The 12877-nt window shown below is 48.2% G+C and carries 13 protein-coding genes; 1 reads left to right on the forward strand and 12 read right to left on the reverse strand.

Features of this window, described 5'->3' with window-relative positions:
* Nucleotides 1-134: 134 nt before the first annotated feature.
* From H164_RS15930 to rbfA, 12 genes are all read right to left on the reverse strand, one after another.
* Entirely contained in the window at nucleotides 135-608 is a 474-nt protein-coding gene (locus H164_RS15930; protein WP_248616195.1) for a hypothetical protein, read from the reverse strand.
* 501 nt (nucleotides 609-1109) lie between these two features.
* The gene (locus H164_RS0109415; RefSeq protein WP_019968386.1) at nucleotides 1110-1547 is read right to left on the reverse strand and encodes a DUF6078 family protein; all 438 of its coding nucleotides are present in this window, start codon (nucleotides 1545-1547) and stop codon (nucleotides 1110-1112) included.
* 163 nt (nucleotides 1548-1710) lie between these two features.
* The gene (locus H164_RS0109420) at nucleotides 1711-3552 is read right to left on the reverse strand and encodes an ABC transporter ATP-binding protein (RefSeq protein WP_019968387.1); all 1842 of its coding nucleotides are present in this window, start codon (nucleotides 3550-3552) and stop codon (nucleotides 1711-1713) included.
* Nucleotides 3553-3558: 6 nt separating this feature from the next.
* Nucleotides 3559-3960 carry a type II toxin-antitoxin system VapC family toxin gene (locus H164_RS0109425; RefSeq protein ID WP_019968388.1) on the reverse strand — a complete coding sequence of 134 codons (402 nt, stop codon included), beginning with the start codon at nucleotides 3958-3960 and terminating at the stop codon, nucleotides 3559-3561.
* A complete protein-coding gene (locus H164_RS14505; protein ID WP_025829890.1) occupies nucleotides 3950-4216 on the reverse strand; it encodes a hypothetical protein in 267 nt (88 codons plus the stop codon). Before H164_RS14505 ends, H164_RS0109425 begins: the two co-directional genes overlap by 11 nt.
* Nucleotides 4217-4231: 15 nt before the next feature.
* The gene (locus H164_RS0109435) at nucleotides 4232-4468 is read right to left on the reverse strand and encodes a DUF2442 domain-containing protein (protein WP_019968390.1); all 237 of its coding nucleotides are present in this window, start codon (nucleotides 4466-4468) and stop codon (nucleotides 4232-4234) included.
* Between the two features lie 11 nt (nucleotides 4469-4479).
* Nucleotides 4480-4689, reverse strand: a complete 210-nt coding sequence (locus H164_RS14510; protein ID WP_019968391.1) for a DUF4160 domain-containing protein — start codon at nucleotides 4687-4689, stop codon at nucleotides 4480-4482.
* 122 nt (nucleotides 4690-4811) lie between these two features.
* The gene (gene miaB / locus H164_RS0109445) at nucleotides 4812-6140 is read right to left on the reverse strand and encodes a tRNA (N6-isopentenyl adenosine(37)-C2)-methylthiotransferase MiaB (protein ID WP_019968392.1); all 1329 of its coding nucleotides are present in this window, start codon (nucleotides 6138-6140) and stop codon (nucleotides 4812-4814) included.
* A gap of 244 nt (nucleotides 6141-6384) precedes the next feature.
* Complete coding sequence (locus H164_RS0109450; protein WP_019968393.1) at nucleotides 6385-7395, reverse strand: phosphatase PAP2 family protein; 1011 nt, start codon at nucleotides 7393-7395, stop codon at nucleotides 6385-6387.
* Nucleotides 7396-8391: an NAD-dependent epimerase/dehydratase family protein gene (locus H164_RS0109455; protein WP_019968394.1), complete on the reverse strand. Its 996-nt coding sequence runs from the start codon at nucleotides 8389-8391 to the stop codon at nucleotides 7396-7398. It lies immediately after the preceding gene.
* A 470-nt stretch (nucleotides 8392-8861) separates the two neighbouring features.
* A complete protein-coding gene (locus H164_RS0109460; protein WP_019968395.1) occupies nucleotides 8862-10097 on the reverse strand; it encodes an FtsX-like permease family protein in 1236 nt (411 codons plus the stop codon).
* Nucleotides 10098-10234: 137 nt separating this feature from the next.
* On the reverse strand, nucleotides 10235-10579 hold the full coding sequence (gene rbfA, locus H164_RS0109465; RefSeq protein WP_008565668.1) for a 30S ribosome-binding factor RbfA: 345 nt from the start codon (nucleotides 10577-10579) through the stop codon (nucleotides 10235-10237).
* 282 nt (nucleotides 10580-10861) lie between these two features.
* On the opposite strand from rbfA, the gene H164_RS0109475 reads away from it, so the two are divergent.
* A complete protein-coding gene (locus H164_RS0109475; protein WP_019968397.1) occupies nucleotides 10862-12868 on the forward strand; it encodes an OPT family oligopeptide transporter in 2007 nt (668 codons plus the stop codon).
* Nucleotides 12869-12877 lie beyond the last annotated feature (9 nt).

Genomic DNA, 12877 nt, shown 5'->3' on the forward strand with positions numbered 1-12877 from the left:
CCTAACTCTCTTGACTTGCTATTGTTTCAAACAGTGCTTGTCATTGATGCAAAGATAGAAAAAATGTGCTGTTCGGCCAAAGAAAACACTTGCTTTTTCTTGTCTGACAGGCTTTTTGTCATACCAATCATTGGCTAATATCCGGCTACTTGAGAGCGTTCTCTGTCATATTTTTCTATGCCTGGCTGTATGCCGAATATTCCCAAGCTTGTCTTTGAGAAGTATAGCGTTTCATTTCTTTCCCGACATTGATACACAAAGGCATGAGCTTTCTCCTGCAAAGAATAGCTGTAAACCTCTCTCTTGTCGTATTTCGACCGGCCGTGTTGCGCCAACAGTTTCTTTCTTTCATGATTGAACATGTGGGCAAACATCAACATTTCGTTATAGACGGTATGATTGCCACTTATAAAATCAAGCTCCCCAATCAGTTTTATATTCACGCACCGTTTCGGTGTCTTTATATAAAATTGCTTATACTTGGTATTGCCGAGATAGTTGCACTGATATTCAAGTATCGTGTCGTTGCCACAAATTCTGTCATAAGTGCGAGCCGGTTCTTCGAGACTGCTCTTAGTAAAGGGCTGTCTCTTTTTCCAAAGTTCCAATTCTATATAATTACGCCACCTATTGCCCTGTCTATGATATACTTTCACATGAGTCGTATCATTTGATGGGATTACAATCATCGTATCTTTCGTTGTCTTTACGTAAACGAAGGGCGAATATATTGGTTTACCCACCCCTTCCATCTTAAATTCATCGAATGTTTGATAGCGCCGGAATGTTTTAAGGGCATACTTTTTCAATGACTGTCGATTCTCATTCGTTGAATCCGACCTGCGAGGTGTGCTATCATATGTGCGTGCTTTCCCCTGATGGGCTTTTGCTCCAACCTGTTGTTTGTTTGAACATCCTTGACAAATGGACAGCAATAACAACGCCTGTATTATAAATGATTTTCCCATGTATCCCTTGATAAAAGACGTTTTGTTCATCAATGCTTCCTTATTATTCGTAAGGATATGCTGAATATGTGCTGCAATTCTTCGGTTATGGTTTGTCTTAAATACCGGTCTCAAGAAAATTCCAAGCTTTGGAACGCCGTACTATTCATACGCATAACGGTCGATGTAGTTGTCGAAATCGGTCTCTTCGGTGTAGCCATACGCGCGGAAGATGTCGAGAACACCGGCTTGTTGCTCGGGCGTGAGGGTGAGTTGGCCGTTCATGTAGCGATAGTAGGCAGAACGACTGCCGAGGTATTGCTGGAGTTCTCTGCGTATCGGGGTGTCGTCCCGATGCTTTATGTTGAGGAACAGCTTGCGGAACCCCCACGCTGCGCGTATCACTCGCTTTTCGACGTAGAACTTGCACTTGCCATTTTGCAGCGCATTGGGGTAGATGGCAAAGCCCTCTGTGTTGTCTTCCGGCAGATGTCGGCCGGCAAAATAGTGCATGCAAGTCTCCTTGCGCGGGCATTGTTCGTTGAAACAGAAGTCCCATGTGGGCGGAACGGAAGCGAAATCAAAAGTTAGTTCTGCCATGTCGTTTACTTATTATAAGGTTAAACGTTATTTATTTGTGGTTTTTATCAATGAAAGTATGCGCCGTTTGTTCTGTCTTTCATTCTTCCACGGCACGCAAGTTGTTAGGCGTGCACCATCGAATAATAAAAGATAAATAAGAAATGAACAGAGCAAACGACTTTTATACCTGCTGCATGTCATGCAGTCGCTTGTAGTATCCGTCCTTGGCGATGAGTTCGTCGTGCGTGCCGCGCTCGATAATTCGGCCTTCGTGGAGCACGCAGATTTCGTCGGCATTGCGAATGGTCGAGAGGCGATGGGCCACGGCAACGGTCGTGCGGGTCTTCATCAATCGGGTCAAAGCATCTTGAACCAAACGTTCGCTTTCGGTGTCGAGGGCCGATGTTGCTTCGTCGAGAATGAGGATAGGCGGGTTCTTCAAGATGGCACGGGCAATGCTGATGCGCTGCCGTTGTCCGCCGGAAAGGCGCCCACCACGGTCGCCGATGTTCGTGTCGAAACCGTTCTCGCTCTGCATGATGAAGTCGTATGCGTTGGCTATTCGGGCCGCATTGGCCACTTGTTCATCGGTAGCTTCGTCGTTGCCAAACCTGATGTTGTTTTTGAACGTGTCGTTGAAGAGAATGGCTTCTTGGTTGACATTGCCGATGAGACGGCGCAGGTCGTGAATCTTCAGGTCTTTTACGTTGATACCGTCGATGAGCACTTCTCCCTCTTGCACGTCGTAATAGCGCGGTATCAGGTCTACGAGCGTAGACTTGCCCGAACCGCTCTGTCCCACCAAGGCAATCATCTTGCCCTTGGGAATGGTGAGGTTGATATCGCGGAGCACCCATTGTTGGTCGTATTTGAACGACACGTGACGGAACTCTATTTCGTGTTCAAAGGCAACGAGAGGGTGCGTGTCGGGTTTCTCTTTGATGGTGATTTCCGCCTGAAGTATCTTGTCTACGCGCTCCATGCTGGCCAAACCTTTCGGTATGTTGTAGCCGGCTTTGGAGAATTCTTTCAGCGGATTGATGATGGAATAGAGCATCACGAGGTAGTAAATGAACTTCGGACCGGTCAGCGTGTGGTTGTTCAGCACGAGCATTCCGCCTACCCAAAGCACGATGATAATCATTACCGTACCCAGAAACTCGCTCATCGGGTGGGCCAACTGCTGGCGAATGTTCACGCGCATCACGTTTTTGCGGTAGCTGCTGTTGGTCTTGTCGAAGCGTTTGTTCATCAGTTCCTCGGCACAGAAGGCCTTGATGATGCGGAGTCCGCCGAGCGTTTCCTCCACTTGGCTCATCGTGTCGCTCCACAGGCTCTGGGCTTCGATGCTCTGTGCCTTGAGCTTTCGGCCCACAAGTCCCATGAACCAACCGAAGAGGGGCACGAAGATAATCGTGAAAAGCGTGAGTTGCCACGAGGTAATCACCAGTGCCGCGAAGTAGCTGATGATGAGTATCGGGTTCTTGAAGAGCATGTCCAAGCTGGCCATGATGGAGCCTTCGATTTCCTGAACATCGCCACTCATGCGGGCAATGATGTCACCTTTGCGCTCTTCGCTGAAGAAACCGAGCGACAAGGCATTGATTTTCTGATAAAGCTGATTGCGGATATCGCGCACGACTCCCGTGCGGATAGGAATGATGCAGGCCGAGGAAAGGAAGTAAGCTCCTGTCTTCAGCATCGTCATAAAGGCCAAGAGCAGTCCGATAACGAGCAATGTGTTTGCCGGACCTGTTGTGGCAATGAAGTGTTGAATATAGTAATTGGCGTTGTTGGTCAGCATTCCAACGAGGTCTTCAAGCCCGTGAACATTGTCCCAAACGACAAGTTTCGTGACCGGTTTCACATCACTTGTCTTGAACAAAATCTGCAAAATGGGAATCAATGTCATAAACGAGAAGATGTTCAGCACCGCAGAAAGGATGTTGAACACGACGCTCCAAACTAAATACTTCTTATAAGGTGGAACGAAACGGCGCAATACTTGCAGGAACTCTTTCATAGGTAATTATCTGCTTATCCAGTTTTCTGTTTTTACTTTCGGTATCCTATCTAAATGCTTTATGTTATCAGTGACAAGAATACAATCATGTGCTACAGCTGTTGACCCAATCAACAGATCAAAATTATCTATCATCAAGCCTTGTTGACGTAAAATAGTTTTATTTTTGCCGAATAGTGATAATACATCAGATATAGGAATGACTTCAAACAAATCCGTCAGAATTTGAATTTCTTTTAAGTGTTTCTGCTGTTTACTGTTATAAGCCCCGTAATAAAGCTCGGCAATAGTGATTTCAGAAAGCTTACAAGACGCTATCCCCACCTCTTTTATTTTATCAGAGACAGGGTAGCGACCATGTAATAATTCTATGCAGATATTGGTATCAAGCAAGTATTTACTCTTCATCGAATGACACGATTTTATGAATGTCATCAGTTTGTCGACCTTCTTGTATACTTTGTTTCACCACATCAATATCAACATCTGCCCATGAGCCTGCCAAACCATCAAGCAAGCTGAGCTTTTTCTGACTTTTCAGCTTCGCTTCTTCCTCTTTTGCTTCATGGATGAGCTGCTCACCAAGCCAACGTTTGTTACTTGGAGAGAGAGACATAGAGTTGACAAAGTCCAAAAAACTTCCTATATTGATTATTGCGTCCATATATATGATTATGATTTATATTTCATTTACCCCATGTTCAAACAAATATTCAGGCGAGATAGTAGTACTATTCGACCAAAAGATGGTGCCATCAAGTCCAAACTGAACGAATTTACGCTTGTCTCCCAGTTCTTCGAAAGCCGGATAACTTAACAAGGGCGTCAGCTTCACTTTCTTCTTTTTACCATTGTTGAACAAACATAGCAGGCTGTAATCTCCTAAATATTCAACATTTGTTATATTCAGTATCATCTTCTAAGTCTTTATCGGCTTATCTTGTTGATTTTCTCACTTCTTTGTGCCTTGTCCCACAGCTGCATCAATTCATCTTCATGCTCGTCCATAAAGGTGTTAATGATTTCGATGGCGCGCGAACTGGTCTTTCCTTCTATCAATCTGTCTTTGATGGTAATCGTAAACTCTCCATCACCACTCTTTACATGGATATGTGGAGGAGGTATGATCAAAACCATAAATATAGATGGCTATGCCTTATAAGACAAAGACAGCTCCCATGATAATATCTCTTTTGCAAATATAAACATTAAAAGTAGAACGGCAAAGCGTTTCCGTAGTTTTATCTTCTTCGAGTCATTTACATTTCTTCGCCAAAGAGTGTGGCGCTTGTCGAACCGGTGATGCGCACCTTGATGAACTCTCCGATGTGGTGATGGCCTTTTTCGATGATGACAGCCTTGTTTTGTTCGGTTCTTCCCATGAGATGATTGCGGTCTTTCTTACTGAACCGCTCTGTCAGAATGACGAAATCCTTGCCTTCGTCCTTCTTATTTTGCTCGGCACTGATGGTCGTCTGCAATTGAATAAGCTCGTTCAGTCGGGCAATTTTCACCGCTTCAGGCACGTTGTCGGCCAAGTGTTTGGCGGCATACGTACCCGGGCGCTCGCTGTATTTGAACATGAACGCACTGTCGAAGCCCACTTCTTTCACCAAGGAGAGCGTCAATTGCTGGTCTTCTTCGGTTTCATTATGATAGCCCACGAAGATGTCGGTGGTCAATCCGCAGTCGGGAATGATGCGCTTGATGGCCGCAACCTTATTGAGATAGTCCTCGCGGGTGTACTTTCTGTTCATCAAATGTAGTATTTTATTACTTCCGCTTTGTGCCGGAAAGTGGATATGGTTGCAGAGGTTTGGCTCGTCGGCAATGGCATACAGAATGTCCTCGCTCATGTCTTCGGGGTTCGATGTGGTGAAACGCACGCGCATATCAGGCACACTCTGGGCCACTTTCCGCAGCAGTTCGGCAAACGAAGTACCGTTTTCCGGCCGCTTGCCATTGGGCAACAGTCCATAGGAATTCACATTCTGACCGAGTAAAGTAACCTCTTTAAACCCCTTGTCGTGCAGGTCTTTTACCTCGGCCAAGATGCTTTCGACATCACGACTGCGCTCTCTTCCGCGCGTAAAAGGCACGATGCAGTAGTGACAGAAGTTGTTGCAACCGCGCATAATGCTTACAAATCCGCTCACCCGACCGCCAATACGTTGCGGAAGCACGTCGCGATAGGTCTCGGTTGTAGAGAGTTCGGTGTCCACAGATGCGTGTCCGAGCTCGCATTCCGCAATCATCGAGGGTAGGTTGAGATAGGAGTCGGGACCGCAAACAAGGCTTGCATGATGGTTTTTCACCAAGTCATCTTTCACACGTTCGGCCATACAGCCGAGCACACCAAGGATAAGTCGGCGTCCTTTCTTCTGTTCGGCGTGCAGCGTTTCGAGCCGGTTATAAATCTTATTCTCTGCATTTTCGCGCACACTACAGGTGTTCAGGAAGATGGCATCGGCCTCTTCTTCGTGCTCACACACGTCATATCCGGCCATTTTCATCACTGAAGCGACGACCTCACTGTCTGCAACATTCATCTGACAGCCGTAAGTTTCTATGTATAGTTTCTTGTTCATAGGTGGAAGGAGCCCTAAACCCACCCCCAACCCCTCCCCAAGGGAGGGGAGAAAAGGCTTGAGAGGCTTGTTATGGCCTATGTATTGTTTGCTTTATTGTCTTTATTTCTATATCAATTATATGTTTCGTTATTGAAAAGTCAACCGTAATCTTCCGCTTTTTGCAACTTTTTTTCCTTGGAAAATCAATGATTTTTGTTTCTAAATGCGTTAAACAGGAGATGCAAGAAAGTTCGAGCAATTGTCATCTCCCCTCCCTTCGGGAGGGGGCGGGGGTAGGTTTTGAGCTGTTGATGAGGCTCCCTACTCCATAAAACACAACGCCCGTGACCACTCCCGCAATGGCATCAATGACGTAATGCGCCTGAATATACACCGTAGCCATGCAGAGGAACACGTAGAAAGGCAATAGGGAGAACAGCAGTTTACGGCTGCCGCTACGCCAAGCCAACAGCATGCAGATGGTGCCGACGCCCACATGACTGCTCGGAAAGGCTGCCGTGGGGCGTTCACCTGCGGCCTTTGCGTCTTCAACAAGGCCGTAGAAGAAGCCTTGTGTATAGCCGGGAGCCGGCAAGCAGTCCTGATGATGGTTAAAATAATCGCCCACATTGGGGAATATTCCCTGTGCGACATGCTGCAAACCGATGGCCTTATAATAAAAGGTAGGGCCCACAACGGGCAGCAAATCATAGATTGTATAGTAGGCAAAAAACGAACCTAAGATGATAAAAGCAGCCTTTTGAAGGTCTCCATAACGCTGAAAGAAGTAGTAAAGCAGCACGACGGCAATCATCGGATAATATGCCGCATAACCGCAATCCATCAGTTCACTCACGATAGGCGAGGGGAAAGTGCGGGCGAATTCCAATGCGGGCTGGAAGCCGAAAAGCTGCTGTTCCCACGTTGCAAACACGTGGTCGAGGTTCGGAAACATGCGGTTGATCTCATAGGTATCGGGATACCACCACGCCAGCATAGCCATTTGGGCGCCCACACGGACAAACATGGTCAGCTTACAAGGCAGCATTCGGTAGGCCGCCCACAGGAGTATCGTCATCGCACCCACGCGTATCCGCCCCCAAATCATGGCTTCGGGGTTGACGAGCTTGGTCGAAGTGAACAGCACGATGAGCAGTGTAAAGGCGATATAGCCCAATACTACCCACTCAAAAGGCAGCAATCCTTTATGTTCGGCCGTCCAACCCTTACCCTGCCAAGGCCATGTTGTGTTCTTTTTCCTTCTGTTTCCCATTTACAACCAATTGTTCTCCTTATACCAACTGATGGTCAGTTGCGTGCCACGCTTAAGGTCGTATTGCGGATGGAAGCCCAGTTCGTCTACTGTCGGCTCTATGTTGCAACGCCAGTTTCGCTGTTTCAAGATGTTGTATTTGTCGTTGTTGAGCGCCGAAATCCTGCCCGTCATGTGTCCGATGTGCTCACCAAAGAACGTCACAAGGCGCAGAACCCACACCGGAACCCTGAGTCTTATCCACCAAGGCCGGCCCAAACAGTCGTGAATCAAGTTGCTGAAGTCGGCCGATTGATATACATTACCGTCGCTAAGGAAGTATTTCCGGCCGTCACGACCACGGTCGAGGGCGAGGAATACAGCTTGAACTACGTCGAGAACATAGACAAACGTGATATCCTGACGCCTGAAACCCACCGAGAAGTCCACGTGTCCTTTGATGCTTTTTGCCATAAGGAAATAGTCACGTTCACGCGGACCGTACACCCCCGTAGGCCGTAATATAATGTAAGGAAAGTCGTTTCCCACACTATCGAGAAACTTCTCGGCCTCCAATTTGCTCTTTCCGTACGCGGTATTCGGGCGAGGAATGTCGTCTTCGCCTATCTCTTGATAAGGTTGTTGCTCCTTGATTGCCCCGTAAACACTAAGACTACTCAAGTAAATAAAGCGGCGGATAGGCATCTCGAGTGCCAAAAGAGCACGTACAAGATGGCGCGTTCCGTCGGTGTTGATCCTGAAGAACTCCTCTTTGTTGAGGCACTTTGTGACGCCTGCGGCATGCACAACGTAGTCGAAAGTGTGCCCGGTTAACTGCTTCTTCAGTTCATCTTCATCGGAGAAATCAAGTTCAATGAAGTTGATGCGCGCGTCAGTGAGATACTTTCTTGAGCTGCTTTTCCTCACAGCGGCCCACACTTCCATCCCTCTGTTGAGTGCTTCCTCCACGATAAAGCTGCCAATGAAGCCACTGGCACCCGTTACTAATATTTTCATCAAATAGCTATTTCTGGGGCAAAATTAATGGAAATTCCATGAACCGCAAAGGATTTTAGCGATTATTTAGGCTTAGGACGGATATAGCTGCTTTGTCGTACTGCTTGTAGTCAGGCGGTCAAAAACGCAATAGCTTTAGCATTGATAGGCTAAAAACTGCTGTTCGCTATTTCAATCTCAGCTTATTATCGTGCAAAATGGCTGTGAAAAGAATGTAGGGACGCACGACTCGTGTGTCCACTTAAGTTAAATCAGAAGCCAACTACACGGTTATATAGGGCGGACGCATGAGCCGTGCGTCTTCATACCTCTTTCATTGATAACCAACAACTTACATCTCGCGTTCCAATATCAGCCATTTCGCCGTGCAATCTCACCCATTTTATCGCGTAATATGGCCCATATTGTGCGGCAATGTGGCTGAGATTGAAAAACGATTAAACGAATGTTGGGATGCACGCCCTGCGTGGTCATCGGGTGGCGAGCAGGAAAGCAAGGCTTCGCTTCACGGGATACCACACCGAAAGCCAGCCCACGGCAATCACCGTGAGGAAGATCAGGACCACATCATCGTAGTGCACGCTGACAGGGTAGGCGTTGACGACGAAGCTACCACTGCTGCTGCCGAGCGAAACGAAGCCATATTGCTGTTGAAGCCAGCAGAGCAAAAGACCCAATCCGATGCCGATAACGGCACCGAAAGCCGAAATCATGCGACCTTCAAACATGAAGATTCGGGTGATTTGTCGGTCGTTTGCCCCCATGTTTTGCAGGGTCGTGATGTCGTTTTTCTTGTCGATGATGAGCATGGAGAGCGAACCTATGATGTTGAAACAGGCCACAATGAGAATGAAAGTGAGGAAGATATAAGCGATATACTTCTCGATTTGCATGATCTTAAACGTGTCTTCCTGTTGCTCAAAGCGGTCTTTTACCTTGTATTTCTCGCCCACAATAGCTTGCATTTCACGCTTCACTGCATCGAGATCGCTGCCATCTTTGAGTCTGATTTCAAGCGAAGAGAGTCGCCCCTGCTGCCCAAAAAGGTTTCGGGCAAAGGCTATCGGGGCGATGATATAGTTCTTGTCGTATTTGCTTTGGTTCACCGAGAACACCACACCGGGCGACAATAGCGAATCAACCACGAAGGCTCCGGCCGGATTTGTAGCGTCGAACTGTCCCTCTTTCTGCGGGGCATAGATGCGAAGATAGTCGCCGAAGCGTGCACCGGTGCCCAAGGTGGAGGCCAATCTGATGCCCATCACGCCGTATTGCAGGTTGCCTGCGTGCAGACTATAGGTGCCGTCGCCATAGAGAATGTCCTTGATATGCGTCAATTGGTCGAAGTTATCGTCGACACCTTTCACGATAACCATGGCTTGATGCCCGTTGTAGAAGGCCAAGGCTTGGTCTTCCACGCTCTCTGTTGCCACGTCTACGTCGGGCAAGGCCTTTACTTTTGCGAGCAAAGGGTCGTCACTTGGGGCCGTTTTCCCTTGGGTCGGAACGAGTTCAATCTGCGGGTCGAAGTTCGTAAAGAACGTGGCTACCAAGTCATGGAAGCCGTTGAAGACACTCAAAACGATGACCAATGCCATCGTAGCCACGGCAACTCCGATCACCGAAATAATGGATATGACGTTGATAACGTTCGTACTCTTCTTCGAAAAGAGGTAACGACGGGCAATATAAAATGGGAAATTCATAAAAAGCCTCATTCAACCATTTCCCCGGATACCCACCCCAACCCTCCCAAAGGGAGGGAGTCCTTGCTTGAAGCCTGTTTGTAGAGGGGAAATCTCACTGACAGAACTCCCTCCCTTTGGGAGGGTTGGGGTGGGTGTTAGGGTTGTTTGTTTTTTAATAGCTCATCTATCCGCTCGATATAGTCCAAACTATCGTCGATAAAGAAGCGGAATTCGGGAATAATGCGCAGCTGATTGTGCATGCGACGGCCCACTTCGTAGCGCACGGTCTTCTCGTTCTTCGTGATGTTTCCGACGATTTCCTCACCTTTCTCACTGGGGAAGATGCTCAGATAGGCCGTACAAACACTCAAATCCGGGCTGATTCGTACGCGTGTCACGCTGACCATCACGCCGTGCATGGCGCGTGTCTGCTCCTGAAAGATTGTTGCCAGCTCCTTTTGCAACAGTCTTGATATGCGATTTTGTCTTGTTTCCTGCATCGTTTTTCTATATTTACAGTAAAGATATGGCTAACAAGGACAATGAAAGCTTGCTTCCAAATTGTCGGGTGCAACGATATCTTCTGCAAAGATAATGATTTTTCCCGTCAATCTGTGCGGTTGTGGTTGCTTTTTATGATGCTTTCAATCATCAACGGTGCGTTTTTTATCGCCTGACTTTACTCGGTCATCATCGAAAGGCGGCTTTTCCGATGCGCAAATCCGGTTGATTATTTTGATATTCACCACTTTTCAGTTACCTTTGTACCATAAATCAAGATTATGGAACAGGAGAATAAGGACTTAAAGGCAGTGGAACTGCCCGAGAATGCCTTTCGTGAACTGAAGGAAGGCGAGCAGTATGAACCGGTGATGCGGGGCGAAGTATGTCCCGAAGTGAATGGCTGGTCGGTGATATGGGGTATATTAATGGCCGTTTTGTTCTCTGCTGCGGCCGCTTATCTGGGCCTGAAAGTGGGCCAAGTATTCGAAGCTGCCATCCCGATAGCCATCATTGCGGTGGGGGCTTCGACTGCCGCAAGGCGCAAGAATGCCTTGGGCGAGAACGTCATCATACAGAGCATAGGAGCTTGTTCGGGTGCAGTCGTGGCCGGAGCTATCTTCACTTTGCCCGCTATTTACATTCTTCAGGCCAAGTATCCCGAGATGACAACCTCCTTTTTCAATATCTTTATGGCCTCAGCCTTGGGCGGAATCCTCGGTATTCTGTTCCTTATTCCGTTCAGAAAATACTTTGTCAGCGACATGCATGGCAAGTATCCGTTCCCTGAAGCGACTGCAACAACGCAGGTATTGATAAGCGGTGCCAAGGGAGGAGCGCAGGCCAAGCCCCTCTTGATAGCCGGACTTGTGGGCGGACTTTACGACTTTATCGTCGCAACCTTGGGTTGGTGGAATGAGAATTTCACGAGTCGTGTGGTCGGAATTGGGGCCGAATTGGCCGATAAAGTCAAGGTAGTTTTCAAGGTAAACACTGGAGCTGCCGTGCTTGGTTTAGGCTATATCGTTGGCTTGAAGTATGCCCTTTACATCTGTTTTGGCAGCTTGGCCGTGTGGTGGTTGATTGTTCCCGGCCTCTCTCTCTGCTTTCATGATCAAGTGTTAAACGCATGGGACCCCGCGATCACGCAGACTGTGGGAAGCATGAGCCCTGAGATGATATTCCGATCCTACGCCCGAAGCATCGGTATCGGGGGCATTGCGATGGCCGGTATCATTGGGATTATCCGTAGTTGGGGCATCATTCGCGATGCCGTGGGGCTTGCTTCGCGCGAGCTGAAAGGCAAAGGAACGAGCTTGAATGGCGTGAAACGCACGCAAAGAGACCTCAGTTTCAAAATCATTGCCATAGGGAGTTTGGTTGTGTTGGCACTCACTTTCTTCTTTCTCACAGGCGTTATGCACGGGAATTTGTTCTTTGCTGTCGTCGGAATACTGCTGGTGACGGTCATAGCCTTCCTTTTTACCACCGTAGCCGCCAATGCAATAGCCATCGTTGGCACCAATCCTGTGTCGGGAATGACGCTGATGACGCTCATCATTGCAAGCATCGTGCTGGCCGGAGTGGGCCTGAGAGGACCCTTGGGAATGCTGGCTGCGCTCATCATGGGCGGCGTTGTTTGCACGGCATTGAGTATGTCTGGCAGCTTTATCACAGACCTTAAGATTGGCTATTGGCTGGGGTCTACGCCGCAAAAGCAGGAGAGTTGGAAGTTCTTGGGCACCATAGTGAGTGCCGCAACGGTTGGAGGAGTGATGATGTTGCTCAACGAAACCTATGGATTTTCAACGGGACAGCTTGCCGCTCCACAGGCCAATGCGATGGCAGCCGTGATAGATCCGCTTATGAACGGGGTGGGGGCGCCGTGGATTCTCTATGGTATTGGTGCGCTGTTGGCTGTCGTTCTGACGCTTTGCAAGGTACCTGCGCTCGCTTTTGCACTGGGAATGTTCATTCCTTTGGAGCTGAATGTGCCGTTGGTTGTAGGCGGTGCCATCAATTGGTGGGTCACTTCGCGCAGCAAGGACGCCGAGGTGAACAAGCAACGTGGCGAACGTGGCACGCTCATTGCCAGCGGATTCATTGCCGGCGGAGCCTTGATGGGCGTGGTGAGTGCGCTGTTGAAGTTCGGCGGATTTGATGTTTGGCTGGCAGACATGGGCCTTTCAGTGCCCGAGACATGGTGGGCAAACCCATTAAGTGAGGTATGTTCGCTCGCAGCCTACGTCTGTCTGGTTCTCTTCTTCGTCCGGATTACCCGCAAATGACATATATAT

Origin of the sequence: Segatella maculosa DSM 19339 = JCM 15638 (genome assembly GCF_000382385.1) — a bacterium.
In the GTDB taxonomy this organism is placed as follows: Bacteria; Bacteroidota; Bacteroidia; order Bacteroidales; family Bacteroidaceae; genus Prevotella; species Prevotella maculosa.

What these genes read in the sequence shown, in the direction of transcription:
- H164_RS0109415 (WP_019968386.1), bottom strand. Translation starts at nt 1,547, where the DNA reads ATGGCAGAACTAACTTTTGATTTCGCTTCCGTTCCGCCCACATGGGAC.
- H164_RS0109420 (WP_019968387.1), bottom strand. Translation starts at nt 3,552, where the DNA reads ATGAAAGAGTTCCTGCAAGTATTGCGCCGTTTCGTTCCACCTTATAAG.
- H164_RS0109425 (WP_019968388.1), bottom strand. Translation starts at nt 3,960, where the DNA reads ATGAAGAGTAAATACTTGCTTGATACCAATATCTGCATAGAATTATTA.
- H164_RS14505 (WP_025829890.1), bottom strand. Translation starts at nt 4,216, where the DNA reads ATGGACGCAATAATCAATATAGGAAGTTTTTTGGACTTTGTCAACTCT.
- H164_RS0109435 (WP_019968390.1), bottom strand. Translation starts at nt 4,468, where the DNA reads ATGATACTGAATATAACAAATGTTGAATATTTAGGAGATTACAGCCTG.
- H164_RS14510 (WP_019968391.1), bottom strand. Translation starts at nt 4,689, where the DNA reads ATGGTTTTGATCATACCTCCTCCACATATCCATGTAAAGAGTGGTGAT.
- miaB (WP_019968392.1), bottom strand. Translation starts at nt 6,140, where the DNA reads ATGAACAAGAAACTATACATAGAAACTTACGGCTGTCAGATGAATGTT.
- H164_RS0109450 (WP_019968393.1), bottom strand. Translation starts at nt 7,395, where the DNA reads ATGGGAAACAGAAGGAAAAAGAACACAACATGGCCTTGGCAGGGTAAG.
- H164_RS0109455 (WP_019968394.1), bottom strand. Translation starts at nt 8,391, where the DNA reads ATGAAAATATTAGTAACGGGTGCCAGTGGCTTCATTGGCAGCTTTATC.
- H164_RS0109460 (WP_019968395.1), bottom strand. Translation starts at nt 10,097, where the DNA reads ATGAATTTCCCATTTTATATTGCCCGTCGTTACCTCTTTTCGAAGAAG.
- rbfA (WP_008565668.1), bottom strand. Translation starts at nt 10,579, where the DNA reads ATGCAGGAAACAAGACAAAATCGCATATCAAGACTGTTGCAAAAGGAG.
- H164_RS0109475 (WP_019968397.1), top strand. Translation starts at nt 10,862, where the DNA reads ATGGAACAGGAGAATAAGGACTTAAAGGCAGTGGAACTGCCCGAGAAT.